This window comes from Pseudomonas sp. MWU12-2029 (assembly GCF_023242425.1).
Lineage (GTDB): Bacteria > Pseudomonadota > Gammaproteobacteria > Pseudomonadales > Pseudomonadaceae > Aquipseudomonas > Aquipseudomonas kribbensis.
Genome location: NZ_JALJDY010000004.1, coordinates 520,961 through 547,714, shown reverse-complemented (window position 1 = coordinate 547,714; position 26,754 = coordinate 520,961). Strand labels below are relative to the sequence as shown.

Below are 26,754 nucleotides of genomic sequence, written 5' to 3'. Positions count from 1 at the left end.
CCCCATGTGTGGACGTTATGCCCTGTTTCGCTGGAGCCGCGACTTCGCGGCGCTGCCAGGTTTTCCCGCCGATCAGCAGGCGCAGTGGAACATTTCCCCCAACGATTCGGTGTTGATGCTGCGTGCCGAGCCTGACGGCCAGCGCACCCTGGCCCGCGCCCGCTGGGGCCTGACGCCGCCATGGCTGACCGATCTGTCGCGCACCCCGGCCCACGCCCGGGCCGAAACCGTCGCCGAACAACCGATGTTTCGCGAAGCCCTTCGCCTGCGCCGTTGCCTGCTGCCGGCCAACGGTTTCTACGAATGGCGCGGTAATGTGCGCAAGCAGCCGTACTGGCTGACGCCGGGGGAAGGTTCTTCGCTGTTTTTTGCGGCGATCTGGGAGGCGTATCCGGTGCAGGAGCAGGTCTGGCTCAGTACCGCGGTGATTACGCAACCGGCGGCCAGTCAGCGCCGGCCGTTGATTCTCGACGAGGCGGGGCAGGCGGCATGGCTCGATCCCGAGACGCCGCTGCATGTCCTGCAAGGCCTGCTCGCCAGCGAACCCGCCGCCTTGCGCGAGCGGGTGCTGGCGAACCTGGTCAATGATCCGAAACTCAACGGGCCGGAGTGTTTGACCCCGGCGTGATCGGTCAGACCTTGAACTGATTGATCAACCGCCGCTGTTGCTCCGCCAGTTTGGTCAGGTCTGCACTCGCCGAACTCGACTCATCCGCACCACCCGCCACCTCATTCGCCACCTGACCGATGTTGATCACGTTGCGGTTGATGTCGTCGGCCACCGCGCTCTGTTCCTCGGCGGCGCTGGCGATCTGGGTGTTCATGTCGTTGATCACCGACACGGCCTGGGTGATGGTCTCCAGCGCTTCGGCCGCCTTGGCCGCGTGCTGCACACTTTCGTCGGTGCGGTTCTGGCTGTCTTCCATGACCCGCACCACATCGCGGGTGCCCTGTTGCAGTTGCTGGATCATGCTCTGGATTTCTTCGGTGGCCTTCTGGGTCTTCTGCGCCAGGTTGCGCACCTCGTCGGCCACCACGGCAAACCCGCGACCCTGCTCGCCGGCACGGGCCGCTTCGATGGCGGCGTTGAGGGCCAGCAGGTTGGTCTGTTCGGCGATCCCGCGAATGGCGATGAGGATGGCAGTGATGTTTTCGCTGTCCTTGGCCAGTGTCTGCACCACGTCCACCGCTTTGCCGATTTCCACGGCCAGCACGCCGATCGAATTCGACGTGTCGCGCACGATCTGCATGCCCTGGCTGGCGGCCTGATCGGCATGGCTGGCGGCTTGTGCGGCCTGGGTCGCGTTGCGCGCCACGTCCTGCGCGGTGGCAGTCATTTCCTGCACGGCCGTGGCGACCTGATCAATCTCGGCCATCTGCTTCTGAATGCCGATATTGGTACGGATCGCGATGTCGGCCGTGTGTTCCGAAGAGTCGCTGACACTCTGCACCGACGACACCACCTGCGTGATCATCGCCTGCAGTTTGGCGAGGAAGGTATTGAAGCCTTTGGCGATTGAACCGAGTTCGTCTTTGCGGTCACTGCTCAAGCGACGGGTCAGGTCGCCTTCGCCCTGGGCAATGTCATCGAGCATGGTCACCATTTGCTTCAGCGGTCGGGCGATGCCGTGGCCCACCAGCCAGATCACCAGCAGGCCGAGGCCGGCAATGATCAGGCCGACCATGGCCATGCCAAAAGTGTCGGATTTGCGCTGGGCGTCGAGGTCGCCTTGCAGTTTTTGCAGATCGGCCATCACCGCATTCAGTGGCAGTTGCAGCATCAGGGTCCAGCGTGCGTCGGTCTGGCCGATGCCGAACGGCAGGTACAGCTCGATCCGGCCCGCCTCTTTATTGACGGAATAGGTCACTTCGCCGCGCTTGAGATTGGCCATGTTGGCAATCTGCTGGGCGTCGAGAATGTCGCTGACCTTCTCGCCGAATTTGCTCGGGTCCTTGGTGTAGGCGACGATCCGGCCGTTGCCGCCAATCAGGGCCATTTGCCCGGCGCCGCCGTAGAGTTTCTGGTTCGCGCCCAGAAGCATTTCCTGGATGAAGTTCACCGACAGGTCGGCACCGACGATGCCCTGGAAGGCGCCGTTGAGCATGATCGGTTCAATGAACGAGGCGAGCATGACGATCTTGTCGCCGACCTTGTAAGGCGCCGGATCGATCACGCAGGATTTTTTGGTTTCCTTCGAGCACAGGTAGTACTCGCTGGCGCGCACGCCGGTGGACAGGACTTTCTGGTCGTCGACGTCTACCAGTTTGTCCAGGCCCAGAGTGCCGTCGTCATTGCGGAACCACCACGGGAGGAAGCGTCCGTTGGCGGCGTCGATGCCGACCACGCTGGTGCCGATGTAGGCCGCGTCGTTGTGGTCCAGTGCGTTCTTTTCCCAGCCGATGTAGGTGCCGAGAATCTTCGGGTTCTTTTCGACGTTTTCCTTGATCAGGCTGATCAGCTGCTCGCGGCTGACGGTCAGTCGTGGCTGGCCATCGGCGCCGGGCGTGCCGAGCAGGGCGTTGACCCGCACCAGCCCGCCGGCAATCAGCAGCGGCGCTTCCAGCTCGCGCTGGATCTGGCTGACCTGGGTCTGCGCCAGGGAAGTCAGGCGTTGTTCAATGACTTGTTCGAACTGGTCCTGGGTCCGCTGCTGGACCATCTCTTGGGTGCGGGCGCCGGAGAACAGCGCATACAGCACCAGCGCAGCCACCACGCTGAGAACGATGGCGCCGGCCAGGGCCGCCACGGAAAACTGGATCGACTTGAATTTCATGGAAGCTCCGCACGCAAGAGGACGTCTGCGCTGCTGTATCGGCAGCCACTATTGCGCCATGAGGCGAAGAGCGCGCAATTGAAGGCGGATGTCGCAAATGGATCAGTGCGCGACGCAGTTGCAGAGGGCTTGTCGGTGGATGTGAATTTTTTCCTACAGGGCCGGCGGACTACTTCTGAAAGTGGGTGCAGCACGTCCGTTGTATCTGGCGTCGATACAATTACCCGCCTAGGATACGCGGCATGTTTTCAGGGAGCTTTTGAATGAACAAGACATTGGTTGTAAGTGCACTGAGCGCGGCGCTGTTGCTGGCCGGTTGTCAGTCGGTCAACACCACCAGCGGCGGTGCCGTGGGCGTGGAGCGCAAGCAGTACATGTTCAGCATGCTGTCCTCGCAAGAGGTCGACCAGATGTATGCCCAGTCCTATCAGAAGACCGTTGGCGAGGCGTCCAGCAAAGGTGTGTTGGACAAGACCAGCAACGAAGCCAAGCGGGTTCAGGCGATTGCCAACCGCTTGATCGCCCAGGCGCCGAACTTCCGTCCGGATGCCGCGCAATGGCAGTGGGAAGTGAACCTGATCAAGAGTGACGAGCTCAACGCCAACTGTGGTCCTGGCGGCAAGATCATTTTTTACACCGGGCTGATCGACAGCCTGAAACTGACCGACGATGAAATCGCCGCGGTCATGGGCCATGAAATCGCCCACGCCCTGCGTGAGCACGGTCGTGAAGCGATGTCCAAGGCCTATGGCATCGAAATGGCCAAGCAGGGCGCTGGCGCGTTGCTCGGTCTGGGTCAGGATAGCCTGGCGCTGGCCGATACCGTGGCCAACTACGGCATGACGCTGCCCAACAGCCGCGCCAACGAGAACGAAGCCGACCTGATCGGCCTGGAACTGGCGGCTCGCGCCGGTTACAACCCGAACGCCGCGATCACTCTGTGGAACAAGATGAGCAAGGCGTCCGAAGGTGCACCGCCGGAGTTCATGAGCACTCACCCGGCATCCTCCAGCCGGATTGCCTCGCTGCAGGCGGCAATTCCGAAGGTCATGCCGCTCTACGAAAAAGCGCCAAAGTCCTGAAGCAATGATCGCTCCCGCACTGAGTGTGGGAGCGATCTGCCGGATCAGACCCAGCCGCTGCTCTGCATTGCCTTGTACACCGCGACGATCGCCAGAATCATGAACGCCGAGGCGGCCAGGCGACGGATCAGGGTCAGCGGCAGTTTCTCCGCCGCAAAATTACCCGCCAGAACCACCGGCACGTTGGCAATCAGCATGCCCGCCGTGGTGCCGATGATCACCAGCCATAGCTCAGGGTATTGCGCGGCCAGCATCACGGTGGCGATCTGGGTCTTGTCACCGATTTCCGCCAGGAAGAACGCGATCAGCGTAGTCAGGAACGGCCCGAACTTGCGGGCGGTGCTGGCTTCATCGTCGTCCATCTTGTCCGGCACCAGCGTCCACAGGGCGGTGGCGGTGAAGCTTGCGGCGAGAATCCAGTGCAGGACCGCATCGGAGAAGAAGCTGCCGAACCAGGCGCCTACCGCACCGGCTGCGGCGTGGTTGGCCAGGGTCGCCGCGACGATACCGGCAATGATCGGCCAGGGTTTGCGAAAGCGAGCGGCGAGAATCAGCGCGAGCAGTTGCGTCTTGTCGCCGATTTCGGCCAAGGCAACGATTGCGGTGGGAACGAGTAACGAGTCCAGCATCAGGATTTCCTAAGGGGCGGGTCGACACGGCTATGACACGTACAGCCTTCCCGCCCCGGGTAAGGTGTGCGTGTCATAGGTCTTGTCAAACCCTGCGATCCGTCTGCTGCGGACGCTTGGGTCGCATACGCCATGATCTGAGGATCAAGTATGTTGACGTATGCCGGACGAGCATGGCGCTCGTGGGAGACTACTCCCCTAGGACGGAGCGGATTCTGCCTAGGCGCAATCCATTCGGCAAGTGCTAATTTTCAGCCGCGCTTGGCCCGGTAAATCCGGAAACCATTGCCTTCGGCCTTGATCGCACACACGCCCAGATGCTCTTCGATCAGCGGTTGATACTTCAGGAAGCTGTTTGCCACCAGGCGCAGTTCGCCGCCGTTTTTCAGATGTTTGGCCGCTTTTCGCAGCAAGTTCTCGGTCGCGAAATAATCGGTGTGAACGCCGACATGGAACGGCGGATTGCTCAGAATTGCGTTCAGGCCCATCGGCGCGGCATCGATGCCGTCACCGGTCAACACTTCGGCTTCCAGACCGTTGGCGGCCAAAGTCAGGCGACTGCTGGCGGCCGCGAAGGCATCAACGTCGAGTAGAGTGACCTGGTTGTGCGGGTAGCGACGTTTGACCGCTGCGCCAAGCACGCCGGCACCGCAACCGAAGTCCAGCAGGTGACCGCTCGGCAGTTTGTCCAGATGCTCCAGCAGCAGGGCGCTGCCGCGATCCAGTCGGCCATGGCTGAATACGCCCGGCAGGCTGATGACTTTCAGCGGGCCTTCGGCCAGCGGCAGTTCGTAAGTCTGGGCCAGACTTTCCAGGGATTTGGCTTCTGGAGCGTTGGCCACCGTCACTTGCCAGAGTTGGCAATGACGCGCGCTGTCGAGCTTGCGTGGCTTGCCGAACGGGTTGAGCTGCTTGGATGCACCCTCGATGCCGCTGCGCTTTTCCCCGACCAGAAACACTTCGCGCCCGGCCAGACGCGAGGCCACGGCATTGAGGATGTAGTCGGTCAGGTCCTTGGACTTGGGCAGGAACACCACCGCGCTGTCGAACTCGCGCTCCGGCACATTCACGCCGAAATGGCTGCGACCTTCGAAGCGGGCATCGAGCGCCGCCTGATCGCCGGCATGCCAGCACCAGCCGAAGGCATTGGGCAGGCGCCCGAGCAGGTCGTCGGCGGGCAGACCGGCCAGCAACAGCGAACCCTGGAATAACTCGACCTGACGAAGCAGTACTTCACTGCGCGGATCCATAACTGCTCCTGTGAAAAAAAGTGCCGCAGTTTATCAACTGACGACCCGCAGCGCCTTACCGCTGTAGAACGCCTGGGTGTTTTCCACCAGTTGGCCGACGATTCGCTGCCGCGCTTCGCGACTGCCCCAGGCGTTGTGCGGGGTGACGATCAGGCGCGGGATGTCGGCGGCCAGCAGCGGATTGCCGTGGGTTGGCGGTTCGACGCTCAACACATCGGTGGCCGCGCCACCCAGATGACCGTTGCGCAAGGCATCGGCCAGAGCCTGTTCGTCGATCAGTCCGCCACGGGCGGTGTTGACCACGAAAGCCCCGGGTTTCATCGACGCCAGCTCGCGGGCACCGATGAAGTGCCGGGTGTGTTCATTGAGCGGACAGTGCAGGGTGAGGGCGTCGATCTGTGGCAGCAGTTCATCCAGCGGCAGACGGTCCGGACGGGCAGGGCGTCCCGGAATCTGTCCAAGTAACACGCGCATGCCAAAGGCTTCGGCCAGGCGAGCAACCGCGCCGCCGAGTTCACCATGCCCGAGCAGGCCGAGGGTTTTGCCTTCCAGCTCGACGATCGGGTAATCCAGCAGGCAGAACTGTTTCGCTTGCTGCCAGCGGCCTTCGCCGACGGCTTTTTGATAATCGGCCAGACGCGTGGCGAGGTTGAGCAACAGCATGATCGTGTGCTGCGCCACCGACGGCGTGCCGTAACCCTGGCAGTTGCACACGGTGATGCCGTGGGCGCGGGCGGCGGCCAGATCGACGTTGTTGGTGCCGGTGGCGGTGATCAGGATCAGTTTCAGTTGTGGATTGGCGGCCATGGCGGCGGCATCGATCAGGATCTTGTTGCTGATGGCCACGGTCGCGCCTTGCAGGCGTTCGGCAACCTGCGCAGGCAGTGTCCGGGCGAACAGTTGCAGGTCGCTGAAGCAGGCGCGCAAAGGCTCGAGGTCAAGGTCACCGAGGTCCAGGGAAGGGTGATCGAGGAATACGGCGCGGTGGGCGTTCGTCATCAACTGTACCTGTTGTGCTTTGAAGGGAAGGCGTAATCTGCCGAGCCTACCAGATGAAACACCTGTGGGAGCGAGCCTGCTCGCGAGGCGTTGTGTCAGACAACAACGATGTGACTGACACTCCCTCTTCGCGAGCAGGCTCGCTCCCACAGGAATGTAATGACCTCAGAGGAGCCCCCATGTACTGGACCGAGTTCTTGACCGTTGCACTGATCCACCTGCTGGCCGTCGCCAGCCCCGGCCCGGACTTTGCCGTGGTGGTGCGCGAGAGCGTGACCCACGGGCGTCGCGCCGGCACCTGGACGGCACTGGGTGTGGGCACGGCGATTTTTCTGCACGTCGGTTATTCGCTGCTGGGCATCGGCCTGATCGTTTCGCAATCGATCGTGCTGTTCAACGCCCTGAAATGGGCCGCCGCCGCTTACCTGCTGTACATCGGCTACAAGGCCCTGCGCGCGCAACCGGCCAAGACCGTGACCGACGATCTGCACAAAGAGGCCGGCGAACGCACCGCCCGTGGTGCATTCACTTCAGGCTTCGTGACCAATGGTTTGAACCCGAAGGCCACGCTGTTCTTCCTGTCGCTGTTCACCGTGGTGATCAACCCACATACGCCGCTGGCGGTGCAGGCCGGTTACGGGATTTACCTGGCCGCCGCCACCGCCACCTGGTTTTGCCTGGTGGCGATGCTGTTCAGCCAGCAGCGCGTGCGTGCCGGTTTCGCCCGCATGGGCCATTGGTTCGACCGCACCATGGGGGCGGTGCTGATCGCAATCGGCGTGAAGCTCGCATTCACCGAGATGCATTGATCGAGCGGAGCTGATTCAGGGCGTTGAGGTACTCCCGGGGATTGTCCCCGAGCAAACGGCGAAACATCGCGCTGAACGCCCGCGCGCTGCCGTAACCCAGATCCCGCGCCACGCTCTGCACGCTGTCCCCGGCGAGCAGGCGGGGCAGGGCTTCCATCAGGCGCAGTTGTTGGCGCCAGGCATTGAAATTCATCTGCAGTTGTTGCTGGAACAGCCGCGCCAGTGTGCGTGAGCTGGCACCGACCTGCTGTGCCCAGTCTTCCAGAGTGTTGGGGTGATCGGGCTCGCGCAGCAGCGCCAGGCAAATGTTTTGCAGGCGTCGGTCGCTCGGCATCGGGATGTGCAGCGGCAAGTTTTCGAGACCGGCCAGTTCCTCCAGCATCAACTGCTGGATCAGTGGATTGTCGGCGTGGGGCGGACCCTGCACCGCGCGCTGGATCAGTTCGCGCAGCAATGGCGTCACCGCCAGCACGCAACAGTGTTGCAGGCTGGCCGGCGACAGTTCGGGCGCGATGAACAATGAACGCATCTGCACATCGCCGGACATGAAGATCTCATGCCCGATCTCCGGTGGTATCCACACCGCGCGGGTCGGGGGAATCACCCACGCACCTTGTGCCGTGACCACCCGCATGACGCCGCTCACCGCATACAGCAACTGCGCCTCCCGATGCAGGTGCAATGGCTGGTGTGCGCCGTCGAGATAATCCCGGGGATAGGCGCTCACCGGGCCGTGTTCAAAATGACTGATCAACATGTCCGGTTCGCTGACTTGTATGGCAGGAATGCGCTTTTTCGCCAACTTAGCATAAGCGCTCACACACTCCCTGTTCATAAAAAGAAAAGCGTGCCGCGATGAATCAATCCAGAAATGTCATCCGCTACATCAACGCAGCCCATGTGATCGATCACATGTTCATGCTGATTTTCCCCGCCGCCGTGCTCGGCATGACCCAGGCCTTCGCCCTCGACTATGCCGCGCTGATCGGCCTGTCGCTGGGCGGTTTCATTGCATTCGGTGCGTGTTCGTTACCGGCCGGCTGGCTCGGCGATCACTGGAGCCGGCGACGGATGATGCTGGTGTTTTTCTTCGGTATCGGCGCTTCGGCAATCGTTACCGGCCTCAGTAACAGCCCGACGATGCTGGTCATCGGCCTGACCCTGATCGGCATTTTTGCCGCGATCTATCACCCGGTCGGCACGGCGATGCTGGTGGCCTATGCGCAAAATCGTGGCCGCGAAATCGGCATCAACGGCATGTGGGGCAACCTGGGCGTGGCGTTCTCGGCGCTGATCACCGGTTTGCTGGTGGCGCAGTTCGGCTGGCGTTCGGCATTCCTGATACCGGGTGCCGTGGCCATCGTGCTGGGGATCGGTTTTGCCTTGCAGGTGCGCGAGGAGCCAATTCCCAAACGCTCGCACACCGCGCTCAAGGGCGCCGGCGGCCAGCGCATTTCGATGGTCATGGTATTCGGCGTGCTGGCCTTGGCCACGGCCACCGGCGGCGTGGTGTTCAACGCCACCACCATGACCTATCCGAAACTGTTCCAGGAGCGCTTGCATGACTTGTTCGCCTCGCCGCAGACCCTTGGTGTGGTGGTGAGCCTGGCGTACGCGTTCGGTGCGGTGGCGCAGTTGAGCATCGGGCAATTGCTGCACCGGGTCAGTCTGAAATGGCCTTTTGTGGTGCTGACGCTGTTTCAAGCACCGCTGCTTTATGCCATGGCTTACGTCGATGGCTGGGCGGTGATCGCGTTCGGCGCGGCGTTCATGTTCGTGGTGTTCGGTCAGGTAACAGTGAACGATTCGATGGTCGCCAATTTTGTCGCGCCGCAATGGCAGTCGCGGGTGTTTGCCTTGCGTTACTGTTTATCGTTCGGTGCCAGTGCGACGGCGATTCCGCTGATTTCCTATGTCGAACCGCGCCATGGTTTTGTGGGCCTTTACTTGATTCTGGCCGGGTTTGGCGCTTTGACTTTCCTCGCGGCGGTGGCTTTCCCACGTACGCCTTCCGAAGCGGCTGTAGGGCAAACGGCCTGACCGGTGACGAAATCCGGCAAATGCTGGCGCAAAGCTAGCATTTGTACGGCTCTGCAAATCATTCCTTTGGCTGATTTGGCTGGCGTATAAGGGTTCTAGAGTACAAAACTCCAACGCCAACACCGTGCAGTCAGAAAAGGGATTCTTATGTTGCAGACTCGCGTTATTCCGCCCGCCGAAGGGGCCTACCAGTATCCATTGCTGATTAAGCGGCTGCTGATGTCGGGCGCCCGTTACGAGAAAACCCGCGAGATCATCTACCGTGACCAGTTGCGCTACAGCTATCCGACGCTGATCGAGCGCGTCGCGCGACTGGCCAACGTACTGACGGCAGCCGGCGTAAAGGCCGGCGATACCGTGGCGGTGATGGACTGGGACAGCCATCGCTACCTCGAATGCATGTTCGCCATTCCGATGATCGGCGCGGTGATTCACACCATCAACGTGCGTCTGTCGCCGGAACAGATCCTCTACACCATGAACCACGCCGAGGACCGCTTCGTGCTGGTCAACAGTGAGTTCGTCGGGCTGTACCAGGCCATCGCGCCGCATCTGACCACAGTGGAGAAAACCCTGCTGCTGACCGATCTGCCGGAAAAAACCGCGGATCTGCCGAATCTGGTCGGCGAGTACGAACAACTGCTGGCGTCCGCGAGCCCGCAGTACGACTTCCAGGACTTCGACGAAAACTCGGTCGCCACCACCTTCTACACCACGGGCACCACCGGCAATCCGAAAGGTGTCTATTTCACCCATCGGCAACTGGTGCTGCACACCATGGGCGTGTCGACCATCATGGGCGCCATCGACAGCGTGCGGCTGCTGGGCACCAACGACGTGTACATGCCGATCACCCCGATGTTCCACGTGCATGCCTGGGGCCTGCCGTATGTGGCGACCATGCTCGGGCTCAAGCAGGTTTATCCGGGGCGTTACGACCCGGAGTTCCTCGTCGAGTTGTGGCGCAAGGAGAAGGTCACGTTCTCCCATTGCGTACCGACCATCCTGCAGATGGTGCTCAACGCCAAGGGCGCGCAGGGCACCGATTTCGGAGGCTGGAAAATCGTCATCGGCGGCAGTGCGCTCAATCGCACGCTGTATGAAACGGCCAAGAGCAAAGGCATTCAACTGACGGCGGCCTATGGCATGTCGGAAACCGGGCCGCTGGTTTCCTGTGCGCATCTGAACGATGAGTTGATGGCGGGCACCGAAGACGAACGCACCACTTACCGGATCAAGGCCGGCGTGCCGGGGCCGTTGGTCGAAGCGGCCATCGTCGACGGCGACGGCAACTTCCTGCCCGCCGACGGCGAAACCCAGGGCGAACTGGTGCTGCGTGCACCGTGGCTGACCGAGGGCTATTTCAACGAACCGCAGAAGGGCGCCGAGCTGTGGGCCGGCGGCTGGCTGCACACCGGCGACGTGGCAACACTCGACAGCATGGGCGTGATCGATATCCGCGACCGCATCAAGGACGTGATCAAGACCGGTGGTGAGTGGATCTCTTCGCTGGACCTCGAAGATCTGATAAGCCGCCACGTCGCGGTACGTGAAGTAGCAGTGGTGGGGATCGCCGATCCGCAGTGGGGCGAGCGCCCGTTTGCCCTGCTGGTGATCCGCGAAGGGCACGCCATCGGGGCGCGCGAGCTCAAGGAGCACCTCAAGCCGTTCGTGGAACTGGGGCACCTGAGCAAGTGGGCAATCCCGAGCCAGATCGCGCTTGTTACTGAAATTCCCAAGACCAGTGTCGGCAAACTCGACAAGAAGCGCATCCGCCTCGACATCACCGAATGGCAGGCCAACAACAGCACCTTCCTCTCGACACTTTGAGTGTCCTCTGGCGCGCCGAAAACGGCGCGCCAGCCCCACCAAGCAAGCGCTTGGCTTGTGAAATCGGAAAAATCAGCCATCCTTGCCGGGCCGACATGTGTCGGACTGGCGAAAGGACTGTTCCAGAGTGGCCGGCAGCTGCAAATCACACTTTAGAGGGATCAAGCAGTACCACCTGCTGGCTATAGTCCGCTCAAGGATTTTTAGAAACGGGGCACACGCACAAACGGGGCGATGCAACTTTGAAGCGATTTCGGGAGGCCTCTGGCGCCCGGTCCTTCAGGCGTTTTTAAAAGTACTCACTGCCATAACAATAATGCACATGGAGTAGCGTCGATGACCTCAGTAAACCAGTTCTGGCGCCGGGCGAAACTGCCTCTGGCGGTCAGTCTTGCCTCCACGCTCGCCGGGCCCGCATTCGGCGTCAGCTTCAACGTCGGTGAAATCGAAGGCCAGTTCGACTCCTCGCTCTCCCTGGGCATGAGCGTGTCGACCCAGCAGCCGAACAAGGATCTTATTGGTGTCAACAACGGCGGCCGGGGCCTGTCCCAGACCTCCGACGACGGTCACTTGAACTTCAAGAGCGGGCAAGCGTTCTCGAAGATCTTCAAGGGCATCCATGACCTCGAACTGAAATACGGCGACACCGGTGTCTTCGTCCGGGGCAAGTACTGGTACGACTTCGCGTTGCAGAACCAGGACCTGGAATACAAGGACGTCAGCAACCACAACCGTGACGTGGCAGCCCGCTCTTCGGGCGGCCAGATCCTCGATGCGTTCATCTACCACAACTACGCGATTGCCGATGAGCCGGGTTCGGTGCGTCTGGGCAAGCAGGTGGTGAACTGGGGTGAAAGTACCTTCATCGGTGGCGGCATCAACTCGATCAACCCGATCGACGTTTCCGCATTTCGCCGTCCGGGCGCCGAGATCAAGGAAGGCCTGATCCCGGTCAACATGTTCTATCTGTCCCAGAGCATCACCGAAAACCTGTCGGCCGAAGGTTTCTACCAGATCGACTGGCAGAAGACCGTGACCGACAACTGCGGCACCTTCTTCTCCCAGCCTGACATCGTCACCACCGGTTGCGACGACAACCTGCGGGTGCTGAACAAGCGCTCGACCATTCCAGGTGTTGCCCTCGGCCCGCTGGCGGCTGCCGGTGTCGATGTCAACGAAGAAGGCGTGCTGGTGCGTCGCTCCCCGAACCGCAATGCGCGGGACAGCGGGCAGTGGGGCGTGTCCGCCAAGTACATGTTCGATCCGCTGGCCACCGAGTTCGGTGCCTACTTCATGAACTACCACAGCCGTGCGCCGATCTTCAGCGCGACCGGTGCGCCACAGTCGATCTATAACGGCGTCAAGGCGCTTCCAGGCCCGTTCCAGGCATTGGGCCCTCTGGTGGTGGCGGGTAACTCCGAGTACTTCATCGAGTATCCAGAGGACATTCGCCTCTACGGTCTGAGCTTCTCCACCACCCTGCCTACCGGTACGGCTTGGAGCGGTGAGGTCAGCTACCGGCCGAATGCGCCGGTGCAACTGAACTCCACCGACATCCTGTTCGCCGGTGTGCGTCCGTTGGGCGGCGCGCTGACCAACGCCTCGATCCTCAATGGCGTTCCGGGCCAGGACCTGCACGGTTACAACCGCAAGGAAATCACCCAACTGCAGACCACCCTGACGCACTTCTTCGATCAGGTGATGGGCGCCAACCGCCTGACCCTGGTGGGTGAAGTCGGCGTGACCCACGTCGGCGGTCTGGAAAGCAAGTCCGAGGCCCGTTACGGCCGCGATCCGGTCTTCGGTCCGGGTGAACTGCCGTCTACTGGCGGCCTGAACACCTGCTCGCAGATCCTCAACACCTCGACCATCAACGGTGCCGGCCCTGGCGCATCGACCAGCAACCGCTCCAGCAATTGCGACAACAACGGCTTCACCACCGCCACTTCCTGGGGCTATCGCGCTCGTGCCATCTGGGATTACAGCGACGTGTTCGCCGGCGTGAACCTGAAGCCGAACGTGGCCTGGTCCCACGACGTCAAGGGTTACTCCCCGGGCCCTGGCGGCAACTTCGAGGAAGGCCGCAAGGCCATCAGCCTCGGGCTGGATGCCGAATACCAGAACACCTACACCGCAAGCCTGGCCTACACCAACTTCTTTGGTGGCGAATACAGCACGGTGGATGATCGCGACTTCGTTGCCCTCAGTGTTGGCGTGAACTTCTAAGCGCAGTTTTTTCAGGACGAACAAACCTATGAAAATAACAAAGAATCTGTTCCACGCCGGTGTTCTGGGGCTTTCGCTGCTGGCGACCAGCGTGATGGCGGCAGTCCCTGCCGCCGAGGCCGACAAACTGGGCAAGAGCCTGACCCCGATGGGCGCCGAGATGGCGGGCAACGCCGACGGTTCGATCCCGGCCTGGAAACCACTGGCGAAAAATGCCGGCACCGTCGACAGCAAAGGCTTCCTGTCCGATCCGTACGGCAGTGAGAAACCGTTGTTCACCATCACCGCGCAGAACGTTGACCAGTACAAGGACAAACTTGCACCGGGCCAGTACGCGATGTTCAAGCGTTACCCGGATACCTTCAAAATGCCGGTCTACCCGTCCCATCGCGGTGCCACCGTGCCGGATGACGTGTTCGCCGCGATCAGGAAAAACGCCACGACCACCACGCTGGTAGCGGGCGGCAACGGCCTGGAAAACTTCCAGACCGCCATCCCGTTCCCGATCCCGAAAGACGGTCTGGAAGTCATCTGGAACCACATCACCCGCTATCGCGGTGGCAGCGTGACCCGTCTGGTGACCCAGGCGACGCCACAGACCAACGGCTCGTTCAGCCTGGTGTATTTCCAGGACCAGTTCGTGTTCCGCGACAAGATGAAGGATTACGATCCGGCCAACCCGGGCAACGTGCTGTTCTACTTCAAGCAGAAAGTGACCGCGCCGGCTCGCCTGGCAGGTACCGTGCTGCTGGTGCACGAGACCCTCGACCAGGTGAAGGAGCCGCGCAAGGCCTGGGTCTATGCGACCGGTCAGCGCCGAGTGCGTCAGGCACCACAAGTGTCCTATGACGGTCCGGGTACTGCGGCGGACGGTCTGCGTACCTCCGACAACCTCGACATGTACAACGGCGCACCGGATCGTTATGACTGGAAGCTGGAAGGCAAGAAAGAGATGTACATTGCCAACAACAGCTACAAGATCGATTCGCCGACGCTGAAGTACACCGACATCATCAAGGCCGGCCACATCAATCAGGACCTGACCCGTTACGAGCTGCGTCGCGTCTGGCACGTGGTGGCGACCCTGAAACCGGGTCAGCGTCACATCTACGCCAAACGTGACTTCTTCATCGATGAAGATACCTGGCAGGCAGCGGTCATCGACCATTACGACGGTCGTGGTCAGCTGTGGCGCGTCGCCGAGGCCCATGCCGAGGACTACTACGACAAGCAAGTGCCGTGGTACGCGCTGGAAACCCTGTACGACCTGCAATCGGGTCGTTACCTGGCACTGGGCATGAAGAACGAAGAGAAACAGGCGTATGACTTCGGCTTCTCTGCCACCAAGAGCGAATTCCAGCCAGGCAACCTGGGCCAGGACGGTATCCGCTAAGCTGTAACCCGAGGCCGCATCCTCGAAAAAACGCCCCGACTGGTTCGGGGCTTTTTTTTGCGTGGTGATTTTGTAGCCATTTGTAGCAACAACTTCATATGCACGCCATTTAAGGCTAGTCTGCGGACATCTGCTACGCCGCCAACAGCCATTCGAACAAGAGCCGGCCATGACTGATCTGTCCCCACTTCCGGGTCCTGCAAGCGTTGCCGTCGCGGCACTGGACGGGCGTTTTTTTCGCCCACCCTTGCCTGACGGATACGTATTGCGGCCACGCCTTTGCGAGCGACTGCAAGCCGGGCTCGGTGGACGTCTGTTGCTGGTCTGCGCCCCGGCCGGGTTTGGCAAGAGTTCGCTGGCCGTGGAGTTCTGTCAAAGTCTGCCGGCGCATTGGCAAAGTCTGTGGCTGGGACTGAGCGCCCGGGACAGCGATCCGGGGCGGTTTCTCGAGCGTTTGCTCGAAGGTCTGCAGGACTACTTCCCGCAACTGGGCAGCCGTGCACTCGGCCTGTTGAAAATGCGCCAGCGCCATCAGCCGTTCGCTTTCGAGGAGTGGCTCGACGGACTGCTCGATGAGCTGGCATTGCAACTGAAGCCCGCTTCACCCCTGTTGCTGGTACTGGACGATTACCACCTCGCCCAAGGGCCGGTGCTCGACCGTTGTCTGCAATTTTTCCTCAATCATTTGCCCGATGGCTTGCTGGTGATGGTGACCAGCCGCCAGCGGCCGGACTGGCATCTCGCCCGCTTGCGTCTGTCGCGACAATTGCTCGAGCTGCATGAACAGGATTTACGTCTGACTCACGACGAAGCCCTGGCCCTGCTTGATCGCCACAGCAGCTCGCTGCGCGGCGAAGCCCTCGAGAACCTGATTCATCGTAGTGAGGGCTGGGTCGCCGGACTGCGCTTCTGGTTGCTGGCCGCTGCCGAGGCAGGCAGTGATATGGCGTTGCCTCAAGCACTGAATGGCGGGGAAGGGCTGATCCGCGATTACCTGCTGGAAGAGGTCATCGACTGCCTGCCGGCCGAGGTGCAAGCGTTTCTCTACGACACCGCGCCGCAGGAACGTTTTTGCAGCGAGCTGTGCGATGCGGTGCGCGAATCCCACGACAGTGCAGAAATTCTGCGCTTCCTGCTGGCCCATCAGGTGTTTCTGGTGCCGCTGGACGAGCATGGGCACTGGTATCGCTACCATCATCTGTTTTCCGATCTGTTGCGCAGTCGGCCAATCGCTCGGGCGGTGGTTCCTGTCGCGACGCTGCACCTGCGCGCCTGCCGCTGGTTCAATGCTCAAGGCTTGCTGGACGAAGCCGTGGAACAGGCGCTGCGCGCAGGGCATCTGGATGTGGCGGCGAATCTGGTGCAGAACCTGTCCGAGGAGCAGTTGCTCGCCGAGCAGAACGTCGGCATGTTGCTGCGCTGGAAAATGGACTTGCCCGATAGCCTGCTGATCAGCACGCCGCGCCTGATCGTGTTGTACAGCTGGGCGCTTGGGCTTGCCTGTCAGCTCGATGCGGCCGAGGAGCTTGCCAGTCACCTGAGCCGGTTTCTGCCGGCGCCATCGGCCACCGCACAGAAATCCATGCTCGCTCAATGGCTGGCGCTCAAGGGCATCATCGCCCGAGGCCGGGGCCATCGCGAGCAGACCATCGAGTATTGCAGCGAAGCACTCGAGAGCCTGCCGGCCAAGCGTTACGGCCAGCGCCTGATGTGCCTGTCGACCCTGTCCAACCTGGCGATTGCCGATGGCGATCTGTGGCGCGCACGAGGCTTGAACCGAGAATCCCTGGAGCTGGCGCAGCGGGTCGGCAACCCGCTGTTCGAGGCACTGGCCCATTACGACCGCGCCCGGGTTTTGCAGGCGCGTGGGGAAATTGTGCGTTCGCTCGATGAAGTGCAACAGGGCCTGGAGCGCCTGCGCGGATTATCGGCCCAGCGCTTGTACGCCGTGCGTGCGCGGTTGACGCTGTATGAGGGATTTCTGTTGGCCATGCGCTTGCAGCCCGAAGCGGCGCGCCAGCGATTACAGGCGGGGTTGAGCGAAGCACGGGCCTGTCGCGATATCAGCGTGTTGATCGGCCATTGCGTCATCGCCCGACTTGACGGCAGCAGCGGCGACTACGCAAGGGCCTTTGCCGAGCTGGCCGAAGCCGAGCGTCTGATGCACATCTGGGACGTTCCGCCGATCTACTACCTGGCGATGATTACCCTGGTCAAATGTGAACTGTGGCTGGCGCAGGGGCGCATTGACCTGGCAGAGGCCTGGCTGGGGAGGCTGGGTCAGACTTATACCGGCGAGCGTGCCGCAGCTCCGCCGGAGTTTCACCCGCAATTGCCATTGCATGTCGAATTGCAGCAGGCGTTGCTGGACGTCATTCAGGGGCAACCCATGCTCGCCGAAGGGCGGCTGAATGTATTGCTGGAAAACGGCCAGCAAACCGGGCGTCAGCTGTTGAGCGTGATGGCATTGACGCAAAAAGTGGCGTTGCTGCTGGCGAGCAGTCGTGAACCTGAAGCCCGAAAAGCATTGGCTCAGGCGATTGAAGCGGCCAGCGGCGGGGTGCTGCAACCCTTTGATGCCCTGGTCAAACAACATGCCGAGTGGTTGCGCGGGCAGCTGTTGTTGACGTTGCCGGGCTTCGTCAGCCAGCAATTGCTGGAGCATTTCCCTCTCGTGGCATCGCGCAACGTTCAAGAGCTCCCGACGGCGGAGCAACTGAGCAGCCGGGAACTGGCAGTCTTGCGGTTGATCGCCCAAGGCTGTTCGAATCAGGAAATCAGCGAGCAACTGTTCATTTCGCTGCATACCGTGAAAACCCATGCGAGCCATATCAACAGCAAGCTGGGGGTGGAGCGGCGCACGCAGGCAGTGGCGCGGGCCAAGGAGCTGGGCGTGTTGTGTTAGCGGATATTCAATGGTCACGGCCATAAAAAAACGCCCCGATACGATCGGGGCGTTTTTTTATCCGGCCTGTGAGACAGGCCGGATTGCAGCTTTACGGTAAAACCATCATGCCACCAGATCGTTGGCGCTGAATGTATTGACCCCCACCAACTGGATTTCGAAGTCTGCCGTGGCGTTGCCGCTGACGTTGCCCGACAGAATGTGATCGACGAATCGCAGTTGCCCGGCTCCAGTGAATTCACCTGCGCCAATGAAGGTGAAGCCATTGAGGCCTGCCGCCAACAGATTGGCATCGAAGTGGCTCAGATCGATCTTGTCACCCTGCAGGCTGCTGAAGTCGCTGATGACATCACGATTGGCTCCGATCCCCATTTCGTTGACAGCGCTGAAAACAAAGGTGTCCGCGCCTGCGCCGCCGATGAGCGTGTCAGCGCCGGCGCCTCCATTCAGAACGTTGTTGGCGCTGTTGCCGGTCAGCGTGTTGTTCAGGCTGTTGCCGGTGATGTTGAACGCACCGCTGCCCAACAGCGAGACGTTCTCGACGTTCTGCAGATTGCTCAGGCTCAGGTCAATCAGGTTGGTCAGCGGTGTGGCCGAGTAAACGACATTCAGGGTGTCGTTACCCTCGTTGGCGTTTTCCTGCACCAGTGCCAGTTCACCGGCCTGATCGAGGAAGTAGGCATCGTTGCCTTTACCGCCGATCAGGGTATCGAGGCCGGCGCCGCCATTGAGCTGGTTGTCGCCGTCGTTGCCGATGATGACGTTGTTCAGGGCGTTGCCGATGCCATAGATGTTGGCATTGCCGGTCAGCGTGAGGTTTTCCAGGTTGGCGCCAAGGATGTAGTCCACCGACGCTTTAACAGTGTCGATCTCGCTGGCCAGGGTGCTGGTTTCTCTGACCACGTCGCCGACGTTGTCGACGATGTAGGTATCGTTGCCGAGCCCGCCCACCATCAGGTCAGCGCCAGCGCCACCGTCGAGAATGTTGTCGCCGTCGTTGCCGTTGATGGCGTTGCCCAGTGCGTTGCCGGTGCCATTGAGGTTGGCGGTGCCGGTCAGGGTGAGAATTTCCACGTTGGCGCCGAGGGTGTAGTCGATCGAGGCGCGCACGGTGTCGACCTCATTGGCCAGTGTGCTGGTTTCAATGACCACGTCGCCGACGTTGTCGACGATGTAGGTGTCGTTGCCGGCACCGCCAATCATCAGGTCAGCCCCTGCACCGCCATCGAGGATGTTGTCGGAGGCGTTGCCGGTCAGGGTGTTGTTCAGGCCGTTGCCGGTGATGTTGAACGCACCGCTGCCCAGCACCGTGAGGTTTTCGATGTTCTGCAGATTGCTCAGGCTCAGATCGATCAGGCTGTTTTGCGCTGTCGCGGCATACACGACATTGAGGGTGTCGTTGCCTTCGCCGGCATTCTCCTGCACCAGCGCCAGTTCACCGGCCTGATCGAGGAAGTAGCTGTCGTTGCCTTTGCCGCCGATCAGGGTGTCGAGACCGGCACCGCCATTGAGCTGGTTGTCGCCGTCGTTACCGATGATGACGTTGTTCAGGGCGTTGCCGATGCCATAGGTATTGGCGTTGCCGGTCAGCGTGAGGTTTTCCAGGTTGGCGCCAAGGATGTAGTCCACCGACGCTTTTACGGTGTCGATCTCGCTGGCCAGGGTGCTGGTTTCGCTGACCACGTCGCCGACGTTGTCGACGATGTAGGTATCGTTGCCAGCACCGCCAATCAACAGGTCAGCCCCTGCACCACCATCGAGGATGTTGTCGGAGGCGTTGCCGGTCAGGGTGTTGTTCAGGCTGTTGCCGGTAATGTTGAACGCACCAGCGCCCAGCAGCGAGACGTTCTCGATGTTCTGCAGATTGCTCAGGGTCAGGTCGACGAGTCGGGTCTGAGCCGTGGCGGCATAAACGAGACTCAGGGTATCGATGCCTTCGTTGGCGTTCTCCTGCACCAGCGCCAGTTCACCGGCCTGATCGAGGTAGTAGGTATCGTTGCCTTTGCCGCCGATCAGGGTGTCGAGACCGGCACCGCCATTGAGTTGGTTGTCGCCGTCGTTGCCGATGATGACGTTGTTCAGGGCGTTGCCGATGCCGTAGATATTGGCATTGCCGGTCAGCGTGAGGTTTTCCAGGTTGTCGCCAAGGATGTAGTCCACCGACGCTTTTACCGTGTCGATCTCGCTGGCCAGGGTGCTGGTTTCTCTGACCACGTCGCCGACGTTGTCGACGATGTAGGTATCGTTGCCAAGCCCGCCCACCATCAGGTCGGCGCCGGCGCCACCATCGAGAATGTTGTCGCCGTCGTTACCGTTGATGGCGTTGCCCAGTGCGTTGCCGGTGCCATTGAGGTTGGCGGTGCCGGTCAGGGTGAGAATTTCCACGTTGGCGCCGAGGGTGTAGTCGATCGACGCTTTTACGGTGTCGATCTCATTGGCCAGGGTACTGGTTTCGCTGACCACGTCGCCGATGTTGTCGACGATGTAGGTGTCGTTGCCGGCACCGCCAATCATCAGGTCAGCCCCTGCACCGCCATCGAGAATGTTGTCGGAGGCGTTGCCGGTCAGGGTGTTGTTCAGGCCGTTGCCGGTGATGTTGAACGCACCGCTGCCCAGCACCGCGAGATTTTCGATGTTCTGCAGATTGCTCAGACTCAGATCGATGAGGCTGTTTTGCGCCGTGGCGGCATACACGACATTGAGTGTGTCGTTACCTTCGCCGGCATTTTCCTGCACCAGCGCCAGTTCACCGGCCTGATCGAGGAAGTAGCTGTCGTTGCCTTTGCCGCCGATTAAAGTGTCGAGCCCGGCGCCGCCATTGAGCTGGTTGTCGCCGTCGTTACCGGTGATGACGTTGTTCAGGGCGTTGCCGATACCGTAGGTATTGGCGTTACCGGTCAGTATCAGGTTTTCCAGGTTGGCACTGAGGATGTAGTCCACCGACGCTTTGACGGTGTCGATCTCGCTGGCCAGGGTGCTGGTTTCCCGGATGACATCGCCGACGTTGTCGACGATGTAGGTATCGTTGCCGAGCCCGCCCACCATCAGGTCAGCGCCCACACCGCCATCGAGCACGTTGTCGGCAGCGTTACCGGTCAGCAGGTTGTTAAGGCTGTTGCCGGTCACGTTGAATGCACCGCTGCCGAGCAGCGAGACGTTTTCGATGTTCTGCAGATTGCTCAGTGTCAGGTCGATCAGGCTTGTCTGCGCGGTGGCGTTATAAACGATATTGAGCGTGTCGCTGCCTTCATTGGCATTTTCTTGCACCAGCGCCAGTTCGCCTGCCTGATCGAGAACGTAGGTGTCGTTACCTTTACCGCCGATCAAGGTATCAAGGCCGGCACCGCCATCGAGTACGTTGTCGTCAGCATTGCCGGTCAGCGTGTTGTTCAGGCTGTTGCCGGTCACGTTGAACGCACCGCTGCCCAGCACCGTGAGGTTTTCGATGTTCTGCAGATTGCTCAGGCTCAGATCGATCAGGCTGTTTTGTGCCGTGGCCGCATACACGACATTCAGGGTGTCGTTGCCTTCGCCGGCATTCTCCTGCACCAGCGCCAGTTCACCGGCCTGATCGAGGAAGTAGTTGTCGTTGCCTTTGCCGCCGATCAGGGTGTCGAGGCCGGCACCGCCATTGAGCTGGTTGTCGCCGTCGTTACCGATGATGACGTTGTTCAGGGCGTTGCCGATGCCGTAGGTATTGGCATTGCCGGTCAGCGTGAGGTTTTCCAGGTTGGCGCCAAGGACGTAATCGATCGACGCTTTTACGGTGTCGATCTCGCTGGCCAGGGTGCTGGTTTCGCTGACCACGTCGCCGACGTTGTCGACCACGTAGGTGTCGTTACCGGCACCGCCGATCAGCAGGTCAGCCCCCGCACCGCCATCGAGAATGTTGTCCGAGGCGTTGCCGGTCAGGGTGTTGTTCAGGCTGTTACCGGTAATGTTGAAGGCACCAGCGCCCAGCAGCGAGACGTTCTCGATGTTCTGCAGATTGCTCAGGCTCAGATCGACAAGTCGGGTCTGAGCCGTAGCGGCATAAACCAGATTCAGGGTGTCGGTGCCTTCGTTGGCGTTCTCCTGCACCAGCGCCAGTTCACCGGCCTGATCGAGGTAGTAGGCATCGTTGCCTTTGCCGCCGATCAGGGTGTCGAGGCCGGCGCCGCCATTGAGCTGGTTGTCGCCGTCGTTGCCGATGATGACGTTGTTCAGGGCGTTGCCGATGCCGTAGGTATTGGCATTACCGGTCAGCGTGAGGTTTTCCAGGTTGTCGCCGAGGATGTAGTCGATCGAGGCTTTGACGGTGTCGATCTCGCTGGCCAGGGTGCTGGTTTCTCTGACCACGTCGCCGGCGTTGTCGACGATGTAGGTATCGTTGCCGAGACCGCCCACCATCAGGTCGGCACCGGCGCCGCCGTCGAGAATGTTGTCGCCGGAGTTACCGTTGATGGCGTTGCCCAGGGCATTGCCGGTGCCATTGAGGTTGGCGTTGCCGGTCAGGGTGAGAATTTCCACGTTGGCGCCGAGGGTGTAGTCGATCGACGCTTTTACGGTGTCGATCTCATTGGCCAGGGTGCTGGTTTCGCTGACCACGTCGCCAACGTTGTCGACGATGTAGGTATCGTTGCCGAGCCCGCCCACCAACAGGTCAGCACCGGCACCACCATCGAGGATGTTGTCGGAGGCGTTGCCGGTCAGGGTGTTGTTCAAACCGTTGCCGGTGATGTTGAACGCACCGCTGCCCAGAACCGTGAGGTTTTCGATGTTCTGCAGATTGCTCAGGCTCAAGTCGACCAGGTTGTTTTGCGCCGTCGCGGCATAAGTGACATTGAGGGTGTCGTTGCCTTCGCCGGCATTTTCCTGCACCAGCGCCAGTTCACCGGCCTGATCGAGGAAGTAGCTGTCGTTGCCTTTGCCGCCGATGAGGGTATCGAGCCCGGCGCCGCCATTGAGCTGGTTGTCGCCGTCGTTACCGATGATGACGTTGTTCAGGGCGTTGCCGATGCCATAGATATTGGCGTTGCCAGTCAGCGTGAGGTTTTCCAGGTTGGCGCCAAGGATGTAGTCCACCGACGCTTTTACCGTGTCGATCTCGCTGGCCAGGGTGCTGGTTTCTCTGACCACGTCGCCGACGTTGTCGACGATGTAGGTATCGTTGCCAAGCCCGCCCACCATCAGGTCGGCGCCGGCGCCACCGTCGAGAATGTTGTCACCGGCGTTGCCGTTGATCGCGTTGTCCAGCGCATTGCCGGTGCCGTTGAGGTTGGCAGTGCCGGTCAGGGTGAGAATTTCCACGTTGGCGCCGAGGGTGTAGTCGATCGACGCTTTTACGGTGTCGATCTCGCTGGCCAAAGTGCTGGTTTCGCTTACCACGTCGCCGATGTTGTCGACCACGTAGGTGTCGTTGCCGGCACCGCCGATCAGCAGGTCAGCCCCTGCACCGCCATCGAGAACGTTGTCGGAGGCGTTGCCGGTCAGGGTGTTGTTCAGGCCGTTGCCGGTCACGTTGAACGCACCGCTGCCCAGCACCGTGAGGTTTTCGATGTTCTGCAGATTGCTCAGGCCCAGGTCGATCAGGCTGTTTTGTGCCGTGGCGGCATACACGACATTGAGCGTGTCGTTGCCTTCGCCGGCATTTTCCTGCACCAGCGCCAGTTCACCGGCCTGATCGAGGAAGTAGGTATCGTTGCCTTTGCCGCCGATCAGGGTGTCGAGACCGGCACCGCCATTGAGCTGGTTGTCGCCGTCGTTACCGGTGATGACGTTGTTCTGGGTATTGCCGATGCCATAGATATTGGCGTTGCCGGTCAGTATCAGATTTTCCAGGTTGGCGCTGAGGATGAAGTCCACCGAGGCTTTTACGGTGTCGATCTCGCTGGCCAGGGTGCTGGTTTCGCTGACCACGTCGCCGACGTTGTCGACGATGTAGGTATCGTTGCCGAGCCCGCCTGCCATCAGGTCGGCACCCGTGCCGCCGTCGAGGACGTTGTTGCCGTCGTTACCGGTGATGACGTTGTTCAGCGCATTGCCGGTGCCGTTGAGGTTGGCTGTTCCGGTGAGGGTCAGGTTTTCCAGATTGGCGCCGAGGGTGTAGTCGATCGAAGCTCGAACGGTGTCGATCTCAGTGGCGAGGGTGCTGGTTTCGTTGATCACATCGCCCACGTTGTCGACCACGTAGGTATCGTTGCCGGCACCGCCGGTCATGATGTCGGCACCCGCACCGCCATCCAGGACGTTGTTGCCGCTGTTGCCGGTCAGTACGTTGACCAGGTCGTTGCCTGTCAGGTCGATGGATGCAGAGCCCAGCAGCACACCGTCTTCCACAAAGTTGGAGAGGGTGTAGGTGACCGTTGTGCGTACTTCGTCATGACCATTGCCATTGAATTCCATCACTCGGTCGTTGATGTCGTCGATGATGTAGACGTCATCACCCGCGCCGCCCCAGAGCCAGTCGGCACCGGATCCGCCATCGAGAATGTTGTTGCCGCTGTTGCCATTGATCCGGTTGTCACTGAAGTTGCCGGTGCCGTTAAGGTTGGCCGTGCCGGTAAGCGTCAGGGTTTCGATGTAGTTGCCAAGGGTGTAGGTGACGGAGGAATAGACCAGGTCATGGTCGTAGGACCAGTCCTCGATGATCACATCGTTGGTGTTGTCGACATAATAGGTGTCGCTGCCCGCGCCGCCGAGCATGGTGTCGGCGCCAACGCCGCCATCGATGATGTTATTGCCCGAGTTACCCGTCAGGACGTTGTTGTACTCGTTACCTGTAAGGCTGAGCGAGGCTGTGCCCAGCAGCTCGCCGTCTTCGATATTGGCCCCGAGCGTGTAGCTGACGCTCGTGCGTACCAGGTCGCGACCTTCGTTGGCGAGTTCGACGACCGTATCGTCGAGGCGATCGATCACGTAAGTATCGTCGCCTGTTCCTCCCACCAGCGTGTCGGCCCCCGCGCCGCCGTCCAGAACATCGTTGCCGGCACCGCCCTGCAGATTGTTGGCGGAGTCGTTGCCGCTCAACACGTTGTTCAGGTTGTTGCCAATGAGGTTGAACGCGCCCTTGCCCAGCACCTGAACGTTCTCGAAGTTCACCAGGTTGTTTTGGTTCAGGTCGATGACATTGGTCTGTGCGTTGGCGTCATAGCTGATGTGCAGAGTGTCGTTGCCTTCGTTGGCCTTTTCCTGAACCAGGGCCAGTTCATCAGCCTGATCGAGACTGTAGTCGTCGTTGCCCTTGCCGCCGATCAGGGTGTCGACACCTGCACCACCATCGAGCTGGTTATTGCCGTCGTTGCCGGTGATCACGTTGTTCTGCGTGTTGCCGGTGCCGTTGATGTTGGCACTGCCGGTCAGCGTGAGGTTCTCCAGGTTGGCGCCAAGGGTATAGGTCACCGACGCCAGCACGTTGTCGATCTCGGTGGCGAGGGTGCTGGATTCGACAATCACGTCGCCGACGTTGTCGACGATGTAGGTGTCGTTACCGGCACCGCCAATCAAGAGGTCCGTACCCTCGCGGCCGTCGAGAATGTTATTGCCGGCATTGCCGGCGATCACGTTATTCGACGCGTTGCCGTAAGCGTTGAGGTTGGCGTTGGTCAGCAGTGTCAGGTTTTCTACGTTTGGACTGCCGAACAGGTCATAGGTGACCGTTGAAAACACCGAGTCGATTTCGGTGGGTGACGTACCGGTTTCGACGACCACGTCACCTTTGTTATCGACGTAGTAGGTATCGTTACCTGCTCCGCCCACCATGTAGTCGGCGCCTTCACGACCATCCAGGACGTTGTCCAGGGCGTTGCCTCGAATCTGGTCGTTGAACGTCGAGCCGATGGCGTTTTCGATTTTGGAACCATAGGCAATGGCCAGGCCACTGTTGAAAAAGTTGTTCGTGTTGTAGAAGAAGCCAACGCCGATCGAACTGAATGCACCTTCATTCAGATCAAGGCTGACCGAAGACATCTGATTGCTGGCATCGATCGTGTCGTTGCCACCGGAATCCCAGATCGTCTCGAAAATTTTGTCGTACTGCTTCCAGCTGTAGACGGTATCGCCGGCCTGCCACTGGGTATTGGCGCCGTAGAGTGCCTGGATCGCGAGGATGTCCAGAAGCATCGGCGTCGTTGGCTGGTAGGAGTAGTTGTTGTTGTAACTCATGACGGTGAAACGGACATCGTCCAGCGACGGGTCGAGAATCGTCGAGTTCAATGAGTTGGGGGAGAACGGGTGCTTCAACCCAATGGCATGACCGATTTCATGAATGTAGGTCAGATAGTCGTAAGAGCCATTGATCGGGAATTCGTTGGCGGGATCACCAATCCAGACGTCGCCACCCTTGGGTGTGTTGGATGGGGTATAGGCCCAGGCCGCCGCCTGGTCTTTCATCAACGCATAACCGCCAAAACGCAAATCGCCGACATTGGAAATGTCGTCAGTGGTTTTGGTAAACGTGATATTGGCAACCGAGCTCCAGGAGGCTAGCGCCCTGATGATTCCGCCTTGCTGCGACGTCGACAGTTCATACATGGCGTTGTATTCATTGTCGGCACTGTAGTTGGTCGCGAAGTAGGAGGTGCTGGCGGACATGAAGCTGTAGGTCAGATTGGTGGACCCGCCCAGTGGCCAATTGGATCCCGCCCAATAGGATCCGGACAATAGGCTGTCAACAGGTTTGACGCCGGTCAGCGAGGAATAAAAACTAAGCGTGGAACCAGTTGGGGTAGGCATTTTATTTCCTGAGAATGATGAGGCCCTTCCTGAATGCGGCCGCTACAAAAATGTCGATTTTGCATCAGAACGGATACGTTTGGCATCATATGGCCATTACTTTTT

At 60.5% G+C, this 26,754-nt stretch carries 14 protein-coding genes, 1 pseudogene and 1 riboswitch; of the genes and pseudogenes, 8 read left to right on the top strand and 7 right to left on the bottom strand.

Annotated elements, in window-relative coordinates; genetic code table 11:
* Nucleotides 1-4 precede the first annotated feature (4 nt).
* Nucleotides 5-628, top strand: a complete 624-nt coding sequence (locus M5B44_RS12855; protein ID WP_248739361.1) for an SOS response-associated peptidase — start codon at nt 5-7, stop codon at nt 626-628.
* A 4-nt stretch (nt 629-632) separates the two neighbouring features.
* Here the strand turns inward: M5B44_RS12855 and M5B44_RS29050 are convergent, their stop codons facing one another.
* Together M5B44_RS29050 and M5B44_RS29045 are read right to left on the bottom strand one after the other, a co-directional pair.
* Nucleotides 633-1,376 (bottom strand): methyl-accepting chemotaxis protein, encoded by a 744-nt coding sequence (locus tag M5B44_RS29050; RefSeq protein ID WP_371320924.1) that lies wholly within the window; start codon nt 1,374-1,376, stop codon nt 633-635.
* A gap of 111 nt (nt 1,377-1,487) precedes the next feature.
* A pseudogene (locus M5B44_RS29045) lies at nt 1,488-1,685 on the bottom strand (HAMP domain-containing protein); the annotation flags it as partial.
* Nucleotides 1,686-3,037: 1,352 nt separating this feature from the next.
* Here M5B44_RS29045 and M5B44_RS12845 point away from each other — a divergent pair.
* Nucleotides 3,038-3,856: a M48 family metallopeptidase gene (locus tag M5B44_RS12845; protein WP_096822780.1), complete on the top strand. Its 819-nt coding sequence runs from the start codon at nt 3,038-3,040 to the stop codon at nt 3,854-3,856.
* Nucleotides 3,857-3,900: 44 nt separating this feature from the next.
* On the opposite strand, the gene M5B44_RS12840 is transcribed toward M5B44_RS12845, so the two are convergent.
* From M5B44_RS12840 to M5B44_RS12830, 3 genes are all read right to left on the bottom strand, one after another.
* Complete coding sequence (locus M5B44_RS12840) at nt 3,901-4,485, bottom strand: TMEM165/GDT1 family protein (RefSeq protein WP_085709323.1); 585 nt, start codon at nt 4,483-4,485, stop codon at nt 3,901-3,903.
* Nucleotides 4,486-4,573: 88 nt separating this feature from the next.
* Nucleotides 4,574-4,696: riboswitch (yybP-ykoY riboswitch) on the bottom strand.
* 40 nt (nt 4,697-4,736) lie between these two features.
* Nucleotides 4,737-5,735: a class I SAM-dependent methyltransferase gene (locus M5B44_RS12835; protein WP_085709324.1), complete on the bottom strand. Its 999-nt coding sequence runs from the start codon at nt 5,733-5,735 to the stop codon at nt 4,737-4,739.
* Between the two features lie 33 nt (nt 5,736-5,768).
* Nucleotides 5,769-6,734, bottom strand: a complete 966-nt coding sequence (locus tag M5B44_RS12830) for a 2-hydroxyacid dehydrogenase (protein WP_248739359.1) — start codon at nt 6,732-6,734, stop codon at nt 5,769-5,771.
* 179 nt (nt 6,735-6,913) lie between these two features.
* Between M5B44_RS12830 and M5B44_RS12825 the strand changes: the two genes are divergently transcribed.
* Entirely contained in the window at nt 6,914-7,543 is a 630-nt protein-coding gene (locus M5B44_RS12825) for a LysE family translocator (protein WP_114885453.1), read from the top strand.
* Here the strand turns inward: M5B44_RS12825 and M5B44_RS12820 are convergent.
* Nucleotides 7,527-8,300 (bottom strand): AraC family transcriptional regulator, encoded by a 774-nt coding sequence (locus M5B44_RS12820; protein WP_248739358.1) that lies wholly within the window; start codon nt 8,298-8,300, stop codon nt 7,527-7,529. The two genes, M5B44_RS12825 and M5B44_RS12820, sit on opposite strands and share 17 nt — an antisense overlap.
* A 98-nt stretch (nt 8,301-8,398) precedes the next feature.
* Between M5B44_RS12820 and M5B44_RS12815 the strand changes: the two genes are divergently transcribed.
* The 5 genes from M5B44_RS12815 (at nt 8,399) to M5B44_RS12795 (ending at nt 17,937) form a co-directional block, all read left to right on the top strand.
* Complete coding sequence (locus tag M5B44_RS12815) at nt 8,399-9,583, top strand: MFS transporter (RefSeq protein WP_248739357.1); 1,185 nt, start codon at nt 8,399-8,401, stop codon at nt 9,581-9,583.
* Nucleotides 9,584-9,730: 147 nt separating this feature from the next.
* Nucleotides 9,731-11,413 carry a fatty acid--CoA ligase gene (locus M5B44_RS12810; protein WP_114885447.1) on the top strand — a complete coding sequence of 561 codons (1,683 nt, stop codon included), beginning with the start codon at nt 9,731-9,733 and terminating at the stop codon, nt 11,411-11,413.
* A gap of 336 nt (nt 11,414-11,749) precedes the next feature.
* Nucleotides 11,750-13,639, top strand: coding sequence for a DUF1302 domain-containing protein (locus tag M5B44_RS12805; RefSeq protein WP_119426442.1), 1,890 nt, complete (start codon nt 11,750-11,752; stop codon nt 13,637-13,639).
* A gap of 28 nt (nt 13,640-13,667) precedes the next feature.
* Nucleotides 13,668-15,032, top strand: a complete 1,365-nt coding sequence (locus M5B44_RS12800) for a DUF1329 domain-containing protein (RefSeq protein WP_248739356.1) — start codon at nt 13,668-13,670, stop codon at nt 15,030-15,032.
* Between the two features lie 169 nt (nt 15,033-15,201).
* Nucleotides 15,202-17,937 (top strand): LuxR C-terminal-related transcriptional regulator, encoded by a 2,736-nt coding sequence (locus tag M5B44_RS12795; protein ID WP_248739355.1) that lies wholly within the window; start codon nt 15,202-15,204, stop codon nt 17,935-17,937.
* A 105-nt stretch (nt 17,938-18,042) separates the two neighbouring features.
* Here the strand turns inward: M5B44_RS12795 and M5B44_RS12790 are convergent, their stop codons facing one another.
* The gene (locus tag M5B44_RS12790) at nt 18,043-26,508 is read right to left on the bottom strand and encodes a M10 family metallopeptidase C-terminal domain-containing protein (protein ID WP_248739354.1); all 8,466 of its coding nucleotides are present in this window, start codon (nt 26,506-26,508) and stop codon (nt 18,043-18,045) included.
* Nucleotides 26,509-26,754: the final 246 nt, after the last annotated feature.

Coding starts and splice junctions, on each gene's coding strand:
- M5B44_RS12855 (WP_248739361.1), top strand. CDS start 5: ATGTGTGGACGTTATGCCCTGTTTCGCTGGAGCCGCGACTTCGCGGCG.
- M5B44_RS12800 (WP_248739356.1), top strand. CDS start 13,668: ATGAAAATAACAAAGAATCTGTTCCACGCCGGTGTTCTGGGGCTTTCG.
- M5B44_RS12845 (WP_096822780.1), top strand. CDS start 3,038: ATGAACAAGACATTGGTTGTAAGTGCACTGAGCGCGGCGCTGTTGCTG.
- M5B44_RS12805 (WP_119426442.1), top strand. CDS start 11,750: ATGACCTCAGTAAACCAGTTCTGGCGCCGGGCGAAACTGCCTCTGGCG.
- M5B44_RS12840 (WP_085709323.1), bottom strand. CDS start 4,485: ATGCTGGACTCGTTACTCGTTCCCACCGCAATCGTTGCCTTGGCCGAA.
- M5B44_RS29050 (WP_371320924.1), bottom strand. CDS start 1,376: ATGGCCGAGATTGATCAGGTCGCCACGGCCGTGCAGGAAATGACTGCC.
- M5B44_RS12815 (WP_248739357.1), top strand. CDS start 8,399: ATGAATCAATCCAGAAATGTCATCCGCTACATCAACGCAGCCCATGTG.
- M5B44_RS12790 (WP_248739354.1), bottom strand. CDS start 26,508: ATGTCCGCCAGCACCTCCTACTTCGCGACCAACTACAGTGCCGACAAT.
- M5B44_RS12835 (WP_085709324.1), bottom strand. CDS start 5,735: ATGGATCCGCGCAGTGAAGTACTGCTTCGTCAGGTCGAGTTATTCCAG.
- M5B44_RS12820 (WP_248739358.1), bottom strand. CDS start 8,300: ATGTTGATCAGTCATTTTGAACACGGCCCGGTGAGCGCCTATCCCCGG.
- M5B44_RS12825 (WP_114885453.1), top strand. CDS start 6,914: ATGTACTGGACCGAGTTCTTGACCGTTGCACTGATCCACCTGCTGGCC.
- M5B44_RS12810 (WP_114885447.1), top strand. CDS start 9,731: ATGTTGCAGACTCGCGTTATTCCGCCCGCCGAAGGGGCCTACCAGTAT.
- M5B44_RS12795 (WP_248739355.1), top strand. CDS start 15,202: ATGACTGATCTGTCCCCACTTCCGGGTCCTGCAAGCGTTGCCGTCGCG.
- M5B44_RS12830 (WP_248739359.1), bottom strand. CDS start 6,734: ATGACGAACGCCCACCGCGCCGTATTCCTCGATCACCCTTCCCTGGAC.